The organism is Aeromonas sp. S9(2024) (assembly GCF_041403185.1).
GTDB lineage: Bacteria > Pseudomonadota > Gammaproteobacteria > Enterobacterales > Aeromonadaceae > Aeromonas > Aeromonas enteropelogenes.
The window spans coordinates 278,631-295,908 of the sequence record NZ_JBGLRE010000005.1 but is presented as its reverse complement, the minus strand read 5'-3'; the positions used below and the strand labels follow the sequence as shown (position 1 = coordinate 295,908).

Genomic DNA, 17,278 nt, shown 5'->3' with positions numbered 1-17,278 from the left:
CTTAGCTATGTTCGGCCACCCACTTATCGAGAGATAAAACCCCACGGCGTGGGGTTTGGTCTATCACTCTTCCCCGTGGCTTATTTGCCGGAGGGGATCTGCTGGGTAATACAGTGGATATTGCCACCGCCCAGCAGGATCTCGCGGGCCGGCACGCCGACCACTGTGTGCTGCGGGAAAATCTCTTCCAGAATGCGCTGGGCCTCGCCGTCTGTGGTGGCGTCCAGCAGCGGGTAGACGATGCGATCGTTGGTGATAAGGAAGTTCACGTAGGAGCCGGCCAGACGGCCTTCCGCTTCGCGCGGCACACCGGTACCGCTCTCGACACCGGCGGATTCTTCCTCAGTGCAGAACAGCGGGCCCGGCTGGGGCAGCTTCCAGATTTTGAGCTTGCGACCCTTGGCGTCGACGGCGGCCTCGAGCACCTTGAGGGCGGCCACGGAGCGGGCGTACTGGGGATCGGTCTGGTCGTCGGTCCAGTGCAGGGCCACTTCACCCGGACGCACGAAGCAGCACATGTTGTCGATATGGCCGTCGGTTTCGTCCATATAGACGCCCTCGTCCAGCCAGATAAAGCTGGTGACGCCGAGATAATCGCGAAGGTGTGCTTCGATCTGCTCCTTGATGAGATCCGGATTGCGGTTTTCGTTGAGCAGGCACTCGGCGGTGGTCATGCAGGTGCCCTCGCCATCCACGTGGATGGAGCCCCCTTCCAGGATCAGCGGCGCGTCGTAGCGATCCATGCCGTGCTGTTCCAGCATCTGAGCCGCCACTTTCTCGTCCTGATCCCACGGATAGTAGAGGCCACCCTTGTGGCCGCCCCAGGCATTGAAGCCCCAGTCCACCCCACGGCACTCACCGGCCGCGTTGGTGACTATGGTGGGGCCTGTGTCGCGGGCCCAGCAGTCATCGCTGTTCATCTCGACCAGGGTAACGTGGGCGGGCATGACGGCGCGCGCCTGCTCCATAAACTGGGCAGGAACACCCATAAAGACCGGGGTGGCTTGCCCGATGGCGTCGGCTACCTTGGCGAAGGTGGTCTGGGCGAAGCGGCCGGCGACGCGCCAGTTGTCCGGGCGAAACGGCCAAATCATCCAGACAGCTTGCTGATGCGCCCACTCGGCGGGCATGGTGAAGCCGTCGGCGGCCGGAGTGGAGTTGATGGTCTTGATGCTCATCGCAAGGCTCCTTGCATGGATTGAGGCCCCCCTATTTGCACGGGAACCTGGGAAAAATAAGAGTGGGTCGCAGTGTAAAAAGTTGTACGCCCATCCATCAAATGAATAGGATGGATTGTCCCATAAACACTGCAAATAATCTTGATGAAACTGCACCAGCTCGACCTCAATCTGCTACTCGCCTTTGACGCCCTGATGACACAAGGCAGCGTCACCCGCGCCGCCGAAACCCTGTTTATCAGCCAGCCCGCCATGAGCCACGCCCTCGGCCGGCTGCGCACCTTTTTCGGCGACCCATTACTGGTGCGAACCCCGCAGGGCATGTTGCCCACACCGCGCGCCCAGCGGCTGCATCTGGGGGTACAGCAGGCGCTGCGGCTGCTGGAGCAACAGCTCAGTGAAGAAGAGGAGTTCGAGCCACTCCACTCCAAACGGCGCTTTGTGCTCTGCACCACGGATTATGTGGAGTGCGTGCTGATCCCGCCGCTTATCCAGCGCCTCAAGGTGCTGGCGCCCGGGGTTACCATAGAGATCCGCATCCTGCGCGACACCTTGCCCGAAGCCGAGTTGGCGAGCGGCGAGATCGATCTGGTGCTGGGGTTTGACGAATACATGCAGGTACCGGGGTATCTGGGCAAAGAGACCTGGCTCACCGAGCCTCTGGCCGGCTTGGTGCGCGCCGATCTGTCCATCCCCAAATCGGCCCTCCCAGAAGCAGAGGATGACCCCTCCAGGTGGGAGGAACGCATCACCCTGCAGCAGCTGATCGCGATGCCCCACGCATTCCACTCGCCGCTCGGCACCTCGGAGGCGAGCCTGGATCGCTACCTCAAGAGCCTGGGCTTTAGTCGCACCATCTCGGTCAACAGCCAGAGCTATATGTCCGCCGCCGCCATCGTTAGCCAAAGCGATCACCTGCTGGTACTGCCGAGCATGGTGGCCGAGCTGCTTGCCAGCCACTGGCCGCTGAAAAGCCTGCCGCTACCACAGGATGTGCCCGATTACCACCTCAACTGCGTCTGGCACCCCGTGCATGCGCAGCAACCAGCGCTGGTGTGGCTCAAGGATCTGATGAAAGAGCTGGTGAACCCGCGATAACCGCCTCCTAAAAACAACAATGGCTCCCTGGGGAGCCATTGTTTTTTTGCTGCGTCTCATCACGCTCGCAGGGCGTTGATCAGCTGGGTGACGACCCCGTCGAGCAGGGGGCGATCCGGGCGGCACTGGGCAAAGGTGACCAGGCCCTGAATGTTGATCAGCAAGAAGGCGGTCAGGGTCGGGATATCCCGCTCGGCCGCCAGCTCACCGAGAGCCTGGGCCTGTTTCAGCTGCGCCGCCAGATCCTGCTCCATTTCGCCATAGATGACTTTCACCCGCTGGGTCAGCTCTTCATCCTGCTCGCTCAGCTCCATCATGGTACGGGTCACCAGGCAGGTCCCGCAGAGGGCCTCGCTCACCACCCGCTCAAGATAAGCGGCCAGCCCAGCCAGGGGGCTGGGGTTGTCGAGCAGCGCACGGCGCTGGGCACGTTTGCCCTCCACATAGTGATCCACTGCCGCCAGCAGCAGACCGCGTTTGTTGCCAAAGGCGCCGTAGATGCTGCCCGGGTGCAGGCCGGTAGCGGCCACCAGCTCCTGCATGGTGGTCTTGGCATATCCCTTGGCACGAAATGCCTCCATGGCGTTTCGCAACACCTCGTCCCGATCAAACTCGGCAATACGCATGGATCCTCCCCTGGGAAATGGTTCACCGGCAAGGGCGCTGACACCTGCCGATTCAAGAGTGCTTGGCAAAGGGCGGCAAGTTTACCCCAGCAGCAGGGCAAGGCCAACCATGTTGAACGAGCATTCAAAAAAAGCTTGCACCCGCCCGCAAAAACGAATTGAATGCACATTCAAGAATAACTCGCTCAGGACAATCTATCATGAACACCCTGTTTCAGCCGTATCGTCTCAACGACACCATCACCCTCGCCAATCGCTTCATGATGGCGCCCCTGACTCGCTGCATGGCGGGCCCCGGCCTGGTACCGACCGAACAGATGGCGGCCTACTACGCCCGGCGCGCCGATATCGGCCTCATCATCTCGGAAGCCGTTATCATTCGCCCGGACGGTCAGGGCTATCCCAACACCCCGGGTCTTTTCAGCGAGGCCCAGATCGAGGGCTGGAAGAAGGTGACCGGCGCCGTGCACGCCAAGGGTGGCAAGATCTTCGCCCAGCTGTGGCATGTGGGTCGCCTCTCCCACCCCTTCTTCCACCACGGCGAGGTGCTGGCCCCCTCTGCGGTTGCCCATGAAGGCACGGTGCCGCGCATGCGCGAGCTGACCTATCAGGTGCCTCGCGCCCTGACCCTGGCCGAGATCGCCCAGCTGGTGCAGGATTATGTCCAGGCCGCCGCCAACGCCATCGAGGCGGGCTTTGACGGGGTCGAGATCCACGGCGCCAACGGCTACCTCATCGACCAGTTCCTGCACCACTCCTCCAACCTGCGCAGCGATGAGTACGGTGGCAACCCGGCCAACATGAGCCGCTTCGCTCTGGAGGTGGTGGATGCCATCAGCGCGCGCATCGGTGGTGAGCGGGTCGGCCTGCGCCTCTCCCCGGGGGCCTATGTTCACCTGGCGGGTAGCCCGGAAGATCGCGCCGTGTTCGACCATCTGCTGGCCGAGCTGAACCAGCGCACGCTGGCTTATATCCACCTCGGGATCTTCGATGACAGCCTGACCTTCGACTATCTGGACGGCCGCGCCTCCGACTACCTGCGCAGCCACTATCAGGGCAATCTGGTGGGGGTTGGCAACTACAGCGCCGAGACGGCGGCACAGGCCATCAAGGCCGAGCGCTTCGATCTGGTGGCCATCGGCCGACCGCTGATCGCCAACCCGGACTATCTCGACAAGGTGAAGAATGGCGAGGCGCTGGTGCCCTATGCCGAGACCATGCTGGCGGAACTGGTGTAACGGGCAAGCCACTGCAAAGTGCAGATAACAACGAGGGGAGCCATGGCTCCCCTCGTGTCATTGCTATTGCCGACAGTTAGTTGGTGCGAAACAGCGCCTCGATGGAGAGCCCCTGACTCAGCAGGATCTCCCGCAGACGGCGCAGCCCCTCCACCTGGATCTGGCGCACCCGCTCGCGGGTCAGACCAATCTCGGCCCCCACGTCTTCCAGGGTGGCGGGCTCGTAACCGAGCAGGCCGAAACGGCGGGCCAGCACCTCGCGCTGCTTGGGATTCAGCTCCTCCAGCCAGTGCACTATGCTGGCGCGCATGTCGTCATCCTGGGATTCCAGTTCGGGCCCCATGCCGCGCTCATCGGAGAGCACATCCAGCAGCGCCTTGTCGCGATCGCCGCCGATGGGGGTATCCACTGAGGTGATCTTCTCGTTGAGCTTGAGCATGCGATTCACGTCATCCACCGAACGATCCAGCGCCTGGGCGATGTCCTCGGCGGTCGGTTCGTGGTCGAGACGGTGGGAGAGCTCGCGCGCGGTGCGCAGGTAAACGTTCAGCTCCTTCACCACATGGATAGGCAGACGGATGGTGCGGGTCTGGTTCATGATGGCCCGCTCTATGGTCTGGCGGATCCACCAGGTGGCATAGGTGGAGAAACGGAAGCCGCGCTCGGGATCGAACTTCTCGACGGCGCGGATGAGACCGAGGTTGCCCTCTTCGATGAGATCCAGCAGCACCAGGCCGCGGTTGTTGTAGCGACGGGCAATCTTGACGACCAGACGCAGGTTGGACTCGATCATGCGCTTGCGGGCGGCTTTGTCACCCCGCAAGGCACGACGGGCGTAATAGACTTCCTCTTCGGCGGTGAGGAGGGGGGAGAAGCCAATCTCCCCCAGATAGAGCTGGGTGGCGTCCATCACCTTGTTCAGTTCAGGTGCCAGCAACTCATCGGAGATAGTCTCTTCCGCCTCGGCGGCTACCTCCTGCAACTCCTCTACCTCTTGAGACTCGGATTCGGCGTCAAACTCTAATTCTGCATCCTGCATTACCAGTTGTTCTTGGCTCATGGTGTGTCTCCCTGACGTTACCAGAGTAAGACAGACTCTCTGGGATTAACGCTTTGGCAAATAGCTCATCGGATTGATCGACTTGCCTCTGTACCGGATCTCGAAATGCAATCGCACATCCGGCGCGTCCGTGCTGCCCATGTTGGCAATCACTGTTCCTCCCTTGACGCTATCCCCTTCCCGAACCTTCAACTCGTCGTTGTGGGCATAGGCGGAAAGATAGTCATCATCATGCTTGAGGATGATCAGTTTGCCATAACCCCTCAGTGCACTACCGGCATACACCACCTTGCCGCCGCTGGCGGCGTAGACGGGTTGCCCCTTCTGGCCGGCGATGTCGATCCCCTTGTTGCCCTGTTCGGCAACGGAGAAGCCTTCAACAATCCGGCCTTTGGCGGGCCAGTGCCATGCCAGTCGTGACTGGGAGCTGGTTGTTTTTTGTTCTTTTGCCTGAGCGTATGCTTTCGGTGGAGCCTCGGCAACGGATTTCTGAGAAACGAACGGCGTGGTCTGACCAGAACTACCACTCGCCCCTGCCGGACGCTGGGTCACAGGTTTGGTGGCCGCCACCATCTGGGGAGCCGTATTGGCGGCTGATTGCACGGTGAGCACCTGGCCCGGTTGCAGCGCATAGGGGGCGCTCAGATTGTTGCGCTGGGCCAGCTCCTGGGGCGTGGTACCGAACTGGCGACCAATGCTGCTCAGGGTATCGCCACGGCGTACCTGATAGGTGCTGGTGCTGCGGCTGGCCATGGCGCCGGAGCTGGACGCATCGAGGCGCAGCTGCTGGCCCGGATAGATGTTGTAGGGAGGACTGATGCCGTTGAGGCTGGCCAGCGACGGCACATCATTGCCCGAATTGAAGGCGATGGAGTAGAGGGTATCTCCCCGCTTTACCACATAGCTGCTGCCCGTGATGGGCGCGCGGTTCGGAGTCCCCGCCTGGCGAACCGGGATGGTCGAGACAAAGGGATCGCCTCCCACACCATCCACCGGAGCCGCATTTTTACTGGAGGAGCAGGCAAGCAGCAGCCATGAGAGCATGACCACACTGCTTCCTTGCCAAATACGCGAACGCATAATGGATCCTTAACGACTAAACCAGATATAGGCCACGACGGCCAGACCGATACAGAGCCAACCGAGCACATCCACATAGTGCATCAGCTTGCGTTCCATCTTCTCCCCGCCCCAGCGCATCAGGCCCGCTACCAGGAAGAAGCGCAGACCACGCCCGATCAGCGAGGTGATGATGAAGGGCACCAGAGCCATTTGCAACAGTCCGGCGGTCACGGTGAATACCTTGTAAGGGATGGGCGTGAAACTGGCAATAAAAATGACCCAGATGCCCCACTGTTCGAACCACTGGCGAGCGATGGCGATCTTGCCTTCGTAACCGACGGAGGCCACCAGCGGCTGGACCACGGGATCCCACAGGGCATAACCCAGGGCATAGCCAAACAGGGCACCCAGTACGGAGAAGAGGGTCGCCAGGGTGGCGAAATGCCACGCCTTGTGCGGCTTGGCCAGCGCCATGGGGGCCAGCATCACATCCACCGGGATGGGCCAGAACACCGACTCGATAAAGGCGGTGACGGAGAGATACCAGGGGGCGTATTTGTGGCGCGCCCACTGCATCACCATCACGTACAAACGGGAAAACAGCTTCACTCAACATCTCCATCTATCAAGGGAACAAAGCGCACCGGTTCCAGGATCCGGCTGGTCAGCTGGGAACCGGCGCGCTCAATCAGTTGCAGGGTTTGCTGCTTGTCGCCCACCGGCAACACCAGACGCCCCCCTTCGGCCAGCTGGTCGGTGAGGGCCGCGGGGATCTCGCTCGCCGCGGCGGTGACCAGAATGGCATCAAACGGCCCTTTGCTGGGCCAACCCAGCCAGCCGTTGCCGTGCTTGGCCGAGACATTGTGCAGATCGAGCTGGCGCAGACGGCGCCTGGCCTGGAACTGCAGCGACTTGATCCGCTCGACCGTGTAAACATGCTCCACCAGATGGGCGAGGATCGCCGTCTGGTACCCTGAGCCAGTGCCAATCTCCAGCACGTGTGCCGGATTGTTCTGCATCAGCAGCTCGGTCATCCGCGCCACCATGTAAGGTTGCGAGATGGTCTGGCCGTGGCCGATGGGCAGGGCGGTATTATCCCAGGCCTTGTGCGCCATGGCCTCGTCCACGAACAGCTGGCGCGGCACTTTCGCGATCGCCGCCAACACGCGAAAATCGCGAATATCCTGTGCAATGAGTTGATTTAAAAGGCGCTGAACTATCACACCCTCATCCCTGCATATCTAGCCATGCACCCAGCCCAGCCAGACTGTCGTAGGCAGTCATGTCGATGGTCAAGGGGGTAATCGAGACATAACCCTGTTCGATGGCGGCAAAGTCGGTGCCATCGCCTGCATCCTGCTGGCTGCCGGGAGGACCAATCCAGTAGATGGGCTGGCCACGGGGATCCTCGGTGCAAATCACCGACTCCGCCCGGTGGCGGTTGCCAAGGCGGGTCACCCTGATCCCCTTGATCTGGTCGAGGGGCAGATCCGGCACATTGACGTTGAGGATCTGGTCGGCAGGCAACGGATACTTCATCAACCCCTTCACCAGCAGGGCCGCATAGTGGGCTGCCGTGGCGAAATGGGTCTTGCCCACCAGAGAGATGGCGATGGAGGGATACCCCAGGTGGCGCCCCTCGGTGGCGGCCGCCACAGTCCCCGAGTAGATGACATCATCCCCCAGGTTGGCACCGTGGTTGATCCCCGCCACCACCATGTCGGGCTCCGGCCGTACCAGCTCATTGACTGCCAGATGGACGCAGTCGGTCGGCGTCCCCTTCACCGCATGAAACCCGGTCTCGCCGATGCGGGTGACCCGCAGCGGCACTTCCAGGGTCAGGGAGTGGCTGGCGCCACTGCGGTTGCGATCCGGCGCCACCACAATGACTTCGCCACAGGCGCCCAGCGCCTCGCTGAGGACACGAATGCCCTCTGCATGCACACCATCGTCATTACTGACCAGAATTCGCATCGGTCTGCTTCCTGAAACCATGATCGGCCTCTTCGGCCTGCATTAATTCCCGCACCACGCTGGTGGCAAAGGCACCCGCCGGCAGGAAGAACGACAGGGTCAGCGCATCGCCTTCCAGCTGCCAGCTCATCTGTTCCGGCTTGAGCAGCAGCGGACGCCTGTCCTGATCCAGCCCGGCCTTCTCCAGCCCCTCGCACCAGTCGCCGTAAGGCGCCAGCACTCCCTGCTCAAACTCGGCTGCCGCTCCCTGGCTCGCCAGACGGCCACGACCCCACATGGGGGCGGTCAGCTGCACGTCACCGGCGGCGAGGCGCGCTGCCAGCTCAGGGGTCACGCTCTCTTCGCTGAAGATGGAGTGGCTGCCCCTCAGCATCACGCAGTCACCGGCCAGCAGCTGGTGTGCCAGCCCCTGCTCGATGCGGGCGCTGACGATAGCGTTGAACAGCATGCTGCGGGCGGCGGAGAGGTAGAGGGAGCGCTTGTTGCGATCCTTGATCCGCTTGCCGGCAAACATCGCCTTGGCCGCTTCCAGGTTGTTGCCTTCCCGGCCAAAACGCTGCTCGCCGTAATAGTTCGGCACCCCCTGGGCGGCGATGGCCTGCAGGCGGGACTCCAGCCCGTCGGCCCGGGTCAAACCGGTCAGGCGCAGGGTGAAGTGGTTGCCCTTGAGGTAGCCCACCCGCAGTTTGCGGTTGTGGCGTTTGGCCTCCAGGATCTGGATGCTGTCGCTCTCGATGACCGACAAGTCCGGCTCGGCCTTGCCCGGCAGGTGGATGCCGAACCACTGCTCGGTCACCGCGTGGCGATCCTTCAGACCTGCCCAGGTCACCGCATTGCGGGCAACCCCAGCGGCATCGGCCAGCAGCCCCGCCACCCAGGCGGTGTTCTCGCCGGTTTTGCGCACCCGCACGAAGATGTGCTCCCCTTCCCCGCAAGGCTCGAACCCGAGATCCTCGATCACCACGAAATCGCGGGCCTCGGCCTTGAGAATGCCGTGGGCGGTGGGGGTTCCGTGCAGATAGTTAAGCTGTTCCAACATTATTGTTTCACCAGTAAGACGACGGCTTCGGTGGCGATCCCTTCCTTGCGCCCCGTGAATCCCAGTTGTTCGGTGGTGGTCGCCTTGACGTTCACCCGGTTCAAATCACATTGCAGATCGGCAGCCAGCACGGCGCACATGGCATCGATGTGGGGAGCCATCTTGGGGGCCTGGGCGATGATGGTCACGTCCAGGTTGCCGATGGCATAACCCGCACGCTGCACCCGGGCAAAGACGTCCCGCAGCAGGATGCGGCTGTCGATCCCCTTGAATTGCGCGGCGGTATCGGGGAAGTGGCGACCGATGTCACCGGCGCCGATGGCGCCGAGCAGGGCATCGCTCACCGCGTGCAGCACCACATCCCCATCGGAGTGGGCCAGCAGACCCTGTTCATACGGCACCGCTACCCCGCCCAGCATGCAGGGGCCTTCCCCGCCAAATTTGTGTACATCAAAACCATGTCCAATCCGGATCATGTGCGCTCCTTGTTTGGGCCTATTTGTTCGAATTCGCGGGCTATGCCTGCTGGCTTAAAAACAGCCCGGCCAGGGAGAGATCCTCCGGCCGGGTCACCTTGATATTGTCGGCGCGCCCTTCCACCATGCGCACCGGGAAACCGGCCCGCTCCATGGCGGAGGCCTCGTCAGTAATGGTGGCCCCCAGCATCAGCCCCTCTTCCAGCGCCCGCTTGAGGGTGCGGGTGGGGAACATCTGCGGAGTAAGGGCGTGCCACAGCTGTTCACGCTCGACGGTGGCGATGATGTTGCCTGCGGCATCCGAGCGCTTCATGGTATCGCGCACCCGGCTGCCGAGGATGGCCCCGCCGCAGCCCATGGCGGTGGCGATCAGGGCATCGAGATCCCCGTGGGTCAGGCAGGGACGGGCAGCATCGTGCACCAGCACCCACTCCCCCTCGGCCACCTGGAGGGCATTGAGAACAGAAAAGGCGCGTTCGGCGCCTCCTTCGACCCGAATGACACGGGGATCGGCGGCGACGGGCAGGCTCTCGAACCAGGGGTCATGGGGCGCCAGCGCCACTATCACCTGCTCGATGGCGGGATGTGAGAGCAGGCGCGCCAGGGTGTGTTCCAGAATAGTCTGCCCCGCCAGCTGCAGGTACTGCTTCGGGCAGTCGGCCCCCATCCGGCTGCCGATCCCGGCGGCCGGTACGATCGCCGTCAGACCGAAGGCGCGGCTTGCATCAGTCATGGTAGGGCTCATCGTCCGGTACTGTCTCTTTGTCTTTGGGGATGATCCGGTAGAAGGTCTCCCCCTGCTTGATATAACCCAGATCGTTGCGCGACAGCTCCTCGATGGCCTCAAGGCCCGAGGTGAGATCATCTATTTCGCGGTAAATGAGGTCGTTACGATCCTTGAGGGCCTGGTTGTCCCGCTCTTGTTGCGAGATCGCATCCGACAGGTTCTGGTAATCGGACAGCCCGTTCTTCCCCAGCCAGAGGTCATATTGCAGGCCCCCCAGCAGGAGGAGCAGGATCAGGGTGAATAGGCGCATGCTCTAGGTCTCCTTCAGGGGGCCTAGTGTCCCATATTCGGTGGCAAGACAAAAGAAAGCCAGCACCCGGGAACCCGGGTTAGCGCATAAAAAAAGTCCGAAGATGAACCAGATAACAACAAGCCCCGCCAAACCGGGACAAGGGTACCGAAGTGGTACTCCCTGACCGGGGCGGGGCCGAGGGGCGTCAGACTGCCTCGAAGATTAGTTGACCGCGACCGGGGCTCCTTCGCTGGCAGCCGGGGTGTTGAACTCCTCTTCCGCCTCGTTGAAGCGCTCCAGCATGGCCTTGGAGGGTGCTTCGCCAAGCAGGCTGCCAATCACGATGGCAATGCTGGCGAAGACGAAGCCCGGGATGATCTCATACAGACCCAGCCAGCCGTACTGCTTCCAGACGATGACGGTAACCGCACCGACCAGCATGCCGGCCAGCGCGCCGTTGCGGGTCATGCGCGGCCACAGCACGGAGAAGAGTACCACGGGGCCGAAGGCGGCACCAAAGCCCGCCCAGGCGTAGCTCACCAGCCCCAGCACCCGGTTCTCCGGGTTCATGGCGACCGCGATGGCCACCAAGGCAATGGCCAGCACCATCAGGCGGCCGACCCACACCAGTTCGCGCTGGGAGGCGTTCTTGCGCAGAAACGGCTTGTAGAGATCCTCGGTGATGGCGCTGGAGCAGACCAGCAGCTGGCAGCTCAAAGTACTCATCACCGCCGCCAGGATGGCGGAGAGCAGCACACCGGCAATCCAGGGGTTGAACAGGATCTTGGAGAGTTCGATGAAGACCCGCTCCGGGTTGCCGGTAACGCCGGCGGCCACTTCCGGGAAGCGGCCGAAGTAGGCCAGACCGAAGAAGCCGATGGCCACGGCGCCGGCCAGGCAGAAGATCATCCAGGTCATGCTGATGCGACGGGCGCTGGCCATGGAGTGGTGGGAGTCCGCCGCCATGAAGCGCGCCAGGATGTGCGGCTGACCGAAGTAGCCCAGACCCCAGGCCATCAGGGAGACGATGGCGATCACGTCCAGGTTCTTGAACATGTCGAGGTTGCTGGCGCTCTTGGCCGCCACTTCCACCATGGCGCTGTCGATGCCGCCCACGGCGATGATGACGAACACCGGGGTGAGGATCAGGGCGAAGATCATCAGGGTCGCCTGCACCGTATCGGTCCAGCTCACCGCGAGGAAACCGCCGAAGAAGGTATAGGTGATGGTGGCTGCGGCACCGACCCAGAGGGCGGTGTTGTAATCCATGCCGAAGGTGCTCTCGAACAGGCGGGCACCGGCCACTACGCCGGAGGCGCAGTAGATGGTGAAGAACAGCAGGATCACCAGGGCCGAGAGGATGCGCAGCACCTTGCTGTGATCCTCGAAGCGGTAGGTGAAGTAATCCGGCAGGGTCAGGGCGTTGCGGTTCTTCTCGGTGTGCACCCGCAGGCGGCCGGCCACCCAGCGCCAGTTGAGGTAGGCGCCGATGACCAGACCGATGGCGATCCAGCTCTCGGAGATGCCGCTGATGAAGACTGCGCCAGGCAGGCCCATCAGCAGCCAGCCGCTCATGTCGGAAGCGCCGGCGGAGAGGGCGGTCACCCAGCTCCCCATGCGGCGGCCGCCGAGGATGTAGTCGTCAAAGTTGCGGGTGGCGCGATAGGCAATAAAGCCGATCAGCACCATCCCGAGGATGTACACCAGGAAGGTGATTAACATGGGTGTGCTAGCTGTCATTCAAAACTCCGTTTCATGTAGCGTGACGGCCCGCTCTACCGACGGGCTCTTTCCTTAAAAACCGCCATAGCTTAATCAGCAGATCCCGTGAGCTCAATCATTTTTAACAAACACAAAACACAATAAAAACCTTTGTGCATCAACATATCCTCCAGGACAAGGGGATAAGTCACTATTTTATATTGCGGCAGTGGCCTCGCAGTCCCCACTCCAGACACGCCTCCATCTGGCTGGCATATCGGTGCACCGACCGGGCTCGCGACGCCGTATGTCACAGGGCACCAGGCAACAAAAAGGGCGAACAGCATGCTGCTCGCCCTTTTCATCATCTTATCGCCCGTTGGCGCTCAGCTACCTTCAGCGATTGATGGCGATCGGCATGCCGCTGCGCTGCTCCAGGGCCTGCTTGACCAGCTGGGAATCGCTGTCGGCGTGGGCGATGAAGCGGGTCACCGCCGGGGTGATCGGCAGCGGGGCCGGCAGGCTGGAGTTGAACTCGGCTTCGCTACGGGAGAGCGGCTGGTGCACCTCGAGATAGCGGCGACCATCCGGCTCTTTGGCGGCCTTGATCGGTTGGTTGACGAACTGCACCCGGGTACCGACCGGTACCTGCTTGAACAGGTATTCGATGTCATCGTTGCGCAGGCGCACACAACCGTGGCTCACCCGCAAGCCGATGCCAAACTGGGCGTTGGTGCCGTGGATGGCGTACATCTTGCCGATGTAGAGGGCATAGAGGCCCATGGGGTTGTCGGGACCGGCCGGCCAGACCGCAGGCAGGGTCTCGCCACGGGCGGCATATTCGGCGTGCATCTTGGCCGTTGGGGTCCAGGTCGGGCGCTCCTTCTTGCGCTGCACGCTGGTCACCCAGTCCTCCGGTGTATCGGTGCCCAGCTGGCCGATGCCGATGGGCAGCACCTCCACCACCTTCTTGCCCTTGGGATAGTAATAGAGGCGCATCTCGGCCACGTTGATGACAATCCCTTCACGGGGCGCATCCGGCAGGATCAACTGCAGCGGGATCACCAGCTTCTCGCCGGTCTGCACCAGCAGGGGATCCGCCTTGGGGTTGGCCTCGAGCATGTTGGTCAGCCCGAGTTGGAATTTGGCGGCGACCGCCTCCAGCGGCTGGCCGTTTTCCCCGGCCGGCACCACGTATTCCAGATTTTCCCCCACCAGGCGGCTGTTGGCGGCAGGCAGGGCATATTCAACGGCAAACACAGGCGCGGCGGTCAACAGCAGGCCGTAGCAGAGGGTTGCCACACTATTGCGAAAGAGCTTCATAACTTTCCCATGATGATGACTTGATGGAGGTCTTCGGGCTGGCCCAAAGGCGCAATATGCCTGGGGCCGAAGAGAAGGCCGCCATTCTTCTCCTCTGCCCGGCAAATTTCAACCGACAAGTCGTGACGGGTCAGTGATTAATATTCGCTCAGGCCGCTTGTCCGGTTTTCTGGTCAGCCGGTACGGCCCCGCTTTGCCAGGCGCGCATATCGTAACCTGTGGGAGACTGGTGCAACCGCAGATGAAACTGCTCGATGATGGCAAAAATGTGGTCGAAAATATCGGCCTGGATCCCTTCGTATTCACCCCAGGCAGTGGTTGCGGTGAAGCAGTAGATCTCCAGTGGCAGGCCATCTGACGTGGGGGCCAGTTGGCGCACCATCAGGGTCATGTCATTGCGAATGCCGGGATGGGCCTTGAGATAGGCATCCAGGTAGGCGCGCAGGGTACCCAGGTTGGTGAGATGGCGGCCGTTGATGGGGCAGTTGATCGCCTCCCTAAGCTGCTGGTTGTAGCTGCTCAGCTCCTGCTCCTTGCGGCTCAGATAGGGGGCCAGCAGCTGGGCCTGTTTGAGCTGCAGTTGCTCATCTGCAGTCAGGAAACGCACGCTGGTCATGTCGATGTTGACGCTGCGCTTGATGCGGCGACCACCGGATTCGGTCATCCCCTGCCAGTTCTTGAACGAGTCGGAGATGAGGGCATAGGTGGGAATGGTGGTGATGGTCTTGTCCCAGTTCGACACCTTGACTGTGGTGAGGCCGATGTCGGTCACCTCGCCATCGGCACCGTATTTATCCATCTGCAACCAGTCCCCCACGCTCAGCATGCGGTTGGCCGAGAGCTGGATCCCCGCCACCAGGCCGAGGATGGGGTCCTTGAACACCAGCATCAGCACCGCAGTCATGGCACCCAGGCCGCTGAACAGGAAGAGGGGGGATTTGCCGAGCAGCAGGGCGATCATCAGGATGCCGACCAGCACGCTCCCCACCAGCTTGGTGCCCTGGAAGATGCCGCGCAGGGGCAGATCCCGTCCCAGGCTGGTGTTGCGACTCACTGCCAGCACGCAGTCGAGCAGGGCGAAGAAGGCGAGCAGCAGGAACAGCAATATCCAGAGCTGGGCCACCACTTCGATCAGCGCCAGACTGTCGGAGCCGCCGGGCAGCCAGATCTCCGCCTGGGCGAGCAGCACGCCCCCTTGCAGCACAAAGGCGAGCCGGTTGAAGAGCCGCTGCTGCAGCTGGGGCGGCAGCCACACCTGTTTGGCCTTGCCGAGGACTCCGACCAGGCGCACCAGCAGGAAGCGGTGCAGCATCATGTGCAGCAACAACGAGGTGATCAGGATGAAGCCGAGCGCGATCACCAGCGCCATCATGCTGGTCACCTCCACGCCAAGACCGGACAGCCAGCTAAAAAACGCTTCTTTCATTCTTCTCTCCCAAACCTTGCAGCGGTTCGCTGCAACCACCATGGCGGTCAGGGTACCTATCCCCTCCCCCATGTCAAATCGGCCACCACCAGAAACAACAACGCCCGGCACAGGCCGGGCGTTGAGACAACACGAAAAGCGTTAGCCAACCAGGCCGAGGGCATCGCGGGCGATGACCAGCTCTTCGTTGGTGGGGATCACCATAGCCAGACGGCTCTCTTTGGTGGTGATACGACCCTCGCCACCCAGCACGGCGGCGTTGTTGGCTTCCTGGTCCACCTTGAAGCCGAACAGGGCCAGGCGATCCAGCACCATCTCGCGCACCATGGCGGCGTTCTCACCGATACCGCCGGTGAACACCAGGGCGTCCAGACGACCATCCATGGCGGCAGCATAGGCGCCAACATACTTGGCCACGCGATAGGTGAAGACATCCAGCGCACGCTTGGCACCAGCGTCGGTCGCATAGTTGGAGGTCACATAGCGGCAGTCGCTGCTCGCCTCGGTCAGACCCAGCAGGCCGGACTCGCGAGTCAGCACCTTGTTGATCTCATCCACGCTGTAACCGAGCTGATCGTGCATGAAGAAGACGACCGCCGGGTCGATGTCACCGCTGCGGGTGCCCATCGCCAACCCTTCCAGCGGGGTCAGACCCATGGAGGTATCGACGGATTCGCCGTTCTTGATGGCGCAAACGGAGGCACCATTGCCCAGATGGCAGTTGATGATGTTCAGCTCTTCGAGCGGCTTGCCCAGCTCCTTGGCAGCTTCTTCCGCAATGAAGCGGTGGGAGGTGCCGTGGGCGCCGTAGCGACGGATGCCGTGCTCGCGATAGAGCTTGTGGGGCAGCGCATAGAGGTAGGCCTCTTGCGGCAGTGTCTGGTGGAAGGCGGTGTCGAACACGGCCACGTTCTTCTCGGCCAGAGCCGGGAATACCTTCAGCGCGGCACGGATGCCGATGAGGTGCGCCGGGTTGTGCAGCGGCGCGAACGGGATGGCCGCCTCGATGCCGGCAATCACGCTGTCATCGATGCGCACGGAGCGGGAGAACTGCTCACCGCCATGTACGATGCGATGGCCGATGGCAACCAGTTGCCCGGCAAGAGTGGGATCCTGCGGTAGGATGTGGCCCACGATGTGGTCGAGGGCCTCCTGGTGAGCGGCACCCGCTCCCAGCATGGCTTCGCCCTTGACCCCGTGGAGTTTCCATTTGATACGTGCATCATCCAGATTGAAGCATTCGGCCAGGCCGGACAGCATGTCCTCACCTGTTTCGGCGTCCATTACGGCAAATTTCAGGGAAGAGCTACCGCAGTTAAGGATCAGTACCAACTTGCTCATTTTCTACATCTTCCTGTGCTTCGGCTTTATGCCGACAGTGTCGTGTCATCCAAAAGAGGATGGGATTCCCCTGCCGGGGGCTTATGGTCGCAGGAGGGTGCGTCCAATTTTTCAATTCGGGTCGTGCATGGCACTGATTGCAAACGGTGCGCAGCACTCAAGTTCAGACAGCGTGCAACGCACGCCTTGATTCGATAACGTCAGATGTTGACCAGCAGATCCCTGTGTACCTTGACCACCAGCTTCTTCACTTGGGCGGGTTGCTTGAAGGTACAGAGCGGGCGATGCAGCTCGCCCGGCCAGAAGATGGCGAAATCTCCCGGTTGCAGCGCCAGATAGCTGGTCTGCTCGTCGTCGACGAACCAGAGATCGGGATGGGGATGGTCGGCGCCCTCACTCACATAGTCGTGGGGGCCCACACCGATCCACTCTTCACCGCGCAGCAGCAGTTGGATATCGAGGTACTGCTCATGAAATTCGCCGCGGCGATCCGGGGCCGGCTCGGTCAGATCCTCGCTCACCAGACAGAACAGCGTGAGGCCGTCTATCTCCTGCTTGCCGACGGGGGCATCGCGCCAGTGGGCGACGCTTTTCACCACGTCAGCCATGATGCGGGCGAGCGGCGCTGGCAGCGGGGTGCGGTGCAGAGTGTTCAGGCTACCGGTGATCATGGCGCGTCTTTCCTGTTAGGTGTATCTGCGCGGCATCTTTGCCCGC

The 17,278-nt window shown here is 61.9% G+C and carries 18 protein-coding genes; 2 read left to right on the top strand and 16 right to left on the bottom strand.

The genetic code is table 11. The annotated features are described in order from the left end of the window. Nucleotides 1-80: 80 nt before the first annotated feature. The gene (gene aguA, locus ACB028_RS11190) at nucleotides 81-1,178 is read right to left on the bottom strand and encodes an agmatine deiminase (RefSeq protein WP_371144297.1); all 1,098 of its coding nucleotides are present in this window, start codon (nucleotides 1,176-1,178) and stop codon (nucleotides 81-83) included. A gap of 144 nt (nucleotides 1,179-1,322) precedes the next feature. Between aguA and ACB028_RS11185 the strand changes: the two genes are divergently transcribed. Beyond that, a complete protein-coding gene (locus tag ACB028_RS11185; RefSeq protein ID WP_371144296.1) occupies nucleotides 1,323-2,276 on the top strand; it encodes a LysR family transcriptional regulator in 954 nt (317 codons plus the stop codon). A gap of 59 nt (nucleotides 2,277-2,335) precedes the next feature. On the opposite strand, the gene ACB028_RS11180 is transcribed toward ACB028_RS11185, so the two are convergent. After that, entirely contained in the window at nucleotides 2,336-2,902 is a 567-nt protein-coding gene (locus tag ACB028_RS11180) for a TetR/AcrR family transcriptional regulator (protein ID WP_042026876.1), read from the bottom strand. Nucleotides 2,903-3,102: 200 nt separating this feature from the next. Here ACB028_RS11180 and ACB028_RS11175 point away from each other — a divergent pair, with 200 nt between their 5' ends. Continuing rightward, nucleotides 3,103-4,140, top strand: coding sequence for an alkene reductase (locus ACB028_RS11175; RefSeq protein ID WP_371144295.1), 1,038 nt, complete (start codon nucleotides 3,103-3,105; stop codon nucleotides 4,138-4,140). A 76-nt stretch (nucleotides 4,141-4,216) separates the two neighbouring features. On the opposite strand, the gene rpoS is transcribed toward ACB028_RS11175, so the two are convergent. The 14 genes from rpoS to ACB028_RS11105 form a co-directional block, all read right to left on the bottom strand. Next, complete coding sequence (rpoS, locus tag ACB028_RS11170; protein WP_026456793.1) at nucleotides 4,217-5,200, bottom strand: RNA polymerase sigma factor RpoS; 984 nt, start codon at nucleotides 5,198-5,200, stop codon at nucleotides 4,217-4,219. A 45-nt stretch (nucleotides 5,201-5,245) separates the two neighbouring features. Next, nucleotides 5,246-6,280: a LysM peptidoglycan-binding domain-containing protein gene (locus ACB028_RS11165; RefSeq protein WP_371144294.1), complete on the bottom strand. Its 1,035-nt coding sequence runs from the start codon at nucleotides 6,278-6,280 to the stop codon at nucleotides 5,246-5,248. A 9-nt stretch (nucleotides 6,281-6,289) separates the two neighbouring features. Continuing rightward, on the bottom strand, nucleotides 6,290-6,871 hold the full coding sequence (locus tag ACB028_RS11160; RefSeq protein WP_268855479.1) for a YqaA family protein: 582 nt from the start codon (nucleotides 6,869-6,871) through the stop codon (nucleotides 6,290-6,292). Continuing rightward, nucleotides 6,868-7,485 carry a protein-L-isoaspartate(D-aspartate) O-methyltransferase gene (locus ACB028_RS11155; RefSeq protein ID WP_026456796.1) on the bottom strand — a complete coding sequence of 206 codons (618 nt, stop codon included), beginning with the start codon at nucleotides 7,483-7,485 and terminating at the stop codon, nucleotides 6,868-6,870. The genes ACB028_RS11160 and ACB028_RS11155 overlap by 4 nt, the downstream gene beginning before the upstream one ends. A gap of 4 nt (nucleotides 7,486-7,489) precedes the next feature. Further along, on the bottom strand, nucleotides 7,490-8,236 hold the full coding sequence (surE, locus tag ACB028_RS11150) for a 5'/3'-nucleotidase SurE (protein WP_042026881.1): 747 nt from the start codon (nucleotides 8,234-8,236) through the stop codon (nucleotides 7,490-7,492). Then, complete coding sequence (truD, locus tag ACB028_RS11145; protein ID WP_371144293.1) at nucleotides 8,217-9,275, bottom strand: tRNA pseudouridine(13) synthase TruD; 1,059 nt, start codon at nucleotides 9,273-9,275, stop codon at nucleotides 8,217-8,219. The genes surE and truD overlap by 20 nt, the downstream gene beginning before the upstream one ends. Continuing rightward, nucleotides 9,275-9,751: a 2-C-methyl-D-erythritol 2,4-cyclodiphosphate synthase gene (gene ispF / locus ACB028_RS11140; RefSeq protein WP_124239531.1), complete on the bottom strand. Its 477-nt coding sequence runs from the start codon at nucleotides 9,749-9,751 to the stop codon at nucleotides 9,275-9,277. Before ispF ends, truD begins: the two co-directional genes overlap by 1 nt. 40 nt (nucleotides 9,752-9,791) lie before the next feature. Further along, entirely contained in the window at nucleotides 9,792-10,484 is a 693-nt protein-coding gene (ispD, locus tag ACB028_RS11135) for a 2-C-methyl-D-erythritol 4-phosphate cytidylyltransferase (protein ID WP_371144292.1), read from the bottom strand. Then, nucleotides 10,477-10,788, bottom strand: a complete 312-nt coding sequence (ftsB, locus tag ACB028_RS11130) for a cell division protein FtsB (protein ID WP_371144291.1) — start codon at nucleotides 10,786-10,788, stop codon at nucleotides 10,477-10,479. Before ftsB ends, ispD begins: the two co-directional genes overlap by 8 nt. A 204-nt stretch (nucleotides 10,789-10,992) precedes the next feature. Next, nucleotides 10,993-12,510, bottom strand: a complete 1,518-nt coding sequence (putP, locus tag ACB028_RS11125) for a sodium/proline symporter PutP (RefSeq protein ID WP_061476357.1) — start codon at nucleotides 12,508-12,510, stop codon at nucleotides 10,993-10,995. A 357-nt stretch (nucleotides 12,511-12,867) separates the two neighbouring features. Then, nucleotides 12,868-13,794, bottom strand: a complete 927-nt coding sequence (locus ACB028_RS11120) for a L,D-transpeptidase family protein (protein WP_371144290.1) — start codon at nucleotides 13,792-13,794, stop codon at nucleotides 12,868-12,870. Nucleotides 13,795-13,942: 148 nt separating this feature from the next. Continuing rightward, nucleotides 13,943-15,220, bottom strand: coding sequence for a mechanosensitive ion channel family protein (locus ACB028_RS11115; protein WP_042026890.1), 1,278 nt, complete (start codon nucleotides 15,218-15,220; stop codon nucleotides 13,943-13,945). A 141-nt stretch (nucleotides 15,221-15,361) separates the two neighbouring features. Continuing rightward, nucleotides 15,362-16,561 carry an acetate kinase gene (locus tag ACB028_RS11110; protein ID WP_042071296.1) on the bottom strand — a complete coding sequence of 400 codons (1,200 nt, stop codon included), beginning with the start codon at nucleotides 16,559-16,561 and terminating at the stop codon, nucleotides 15,362-15,364. A gap of 200 nt (nucleotides 16,562-16,761) precedes the next feature. Further along, a complete protein-coding gene (locus tag ACB028_RS11105) occupies nucleotides 16,762-17,232 on the bottom strand; it encodes a YhcH/YjgK/YiaL family protein (RefSeq protein WP_042026893.1) in 471 nt (156 codons plus the stop codon). Nucleotides 17,233-17,278: the final 46 nt, after the last annotated feature.

Bases quoted from the DNA above. Each gene is read 5' to 3' on its own strand.
- ACB028_RS11175 (WP_371144295.1), top strand. From the start codon at position 3,103: ATGAACACCCTGTTTCAGCCGTATCGTCTCAACGACACCATCACCCTC.
- ispD (WP_371144292.1), bottom strand. From the start codon at position 10,484: ATGACTGATGCAAGCCGCGCCTTCGGTCTGACGGCGATCGTACCGGCC.
- ACB028_RS11110 (WP_042071296.1), bottom strand. From the start codon at position 16,561: ATGAGCAAGTTGGTACTGATCCTTAACTGCGGTAGCTCTTCCCTGAAA.
- putP (WP_061476357.1), bottom strand. From the start codon at position 12,510: ATGACAGCTAGCACACCCATGTTAATCACCTTCCTGGTGTACATCCTC.
- ACB028_RS11115 (WP_042026890.1), bottom strand. From the start codon at position 15,220: ATGAAAGAAGCGTTTTTTAGCTGGCTGTCCGGTCTTGGCGTGGAGGTG.
- ispF (WP_124239531.1), bottom strand. From the start codon at position 9,751: ATGATCCGGATTGGACATGGTTTTGATGTACACAAATTTGGCGGGGAA.
- ACB028_RS11105 (WP_042026893.1), bottom strand. From the start codon at position 17,232: ATGATCACCGGTAGCCTGAACACTCTGCACCGCACCCCGCTGCCAGCG.
- ACB028_RS11165 (WP_371144294.1), bottom strand. From the start codon at position 6,280: ATGCGTTCGCGTATTTGGCAAGGAAGCAGTGTGGTCATGCTCTCATGG.
- ACB028_RS11180 (WP_042026876.1), bottom strand. From the start codon at position 2,902: ATGCGTATTGCCGAGTTTGATCGGGACGAGGTGTTGCGAAACGCCATG.
- ACB028_RS11120 (WP_371144290.1), bottom strand. From the start codon at position 13,794: ATGAAGCTCTTTCGCAATAGTGTGGCAACCCTCTGCTACGGCCTGCTG.
- aguA (WP_371144297.1), bottom strand. From the start codon at position 1,178: ATGAGCATCAAGACCATCAACTCCACTCCGGCCGCCGACGGCTTCACC.
- ftsB (WP_371144291.1), bottom strand. From the start codon at position 10,788: ATGCGCCTATTCACCCTGATCCTGCTCCTCCTGCTGGGGGGCCTGCAA.
- rpoS (WP_026456793.1), bottom strand. From the start codon at position 5,200: ATGAGCCAAGAACAACTGGTAATGCAGGATGCAGAATTAGAGTTTGAC.
- truD (WP_371144293.1), bottom strand. From the start codon at position 9,275: ATGTTGGAACAGCTTAACTATCTGCACGGAACCCCCACCGCCCACGGC.
- ACB028_RS11185 (WP_371144296.1), top strand. From the start codon at position 1,323: ATGAAACTGCACCAGCTCGACCTCAATCTGCTACTCGCCTTTGACGCC.
- surE (WP_042026881.1), bottom strand. From the start codon at position 8,236: ATGCGAATTCTGGTCAGTAATGACGATGGTGTGCATGCAGAGGGCATT.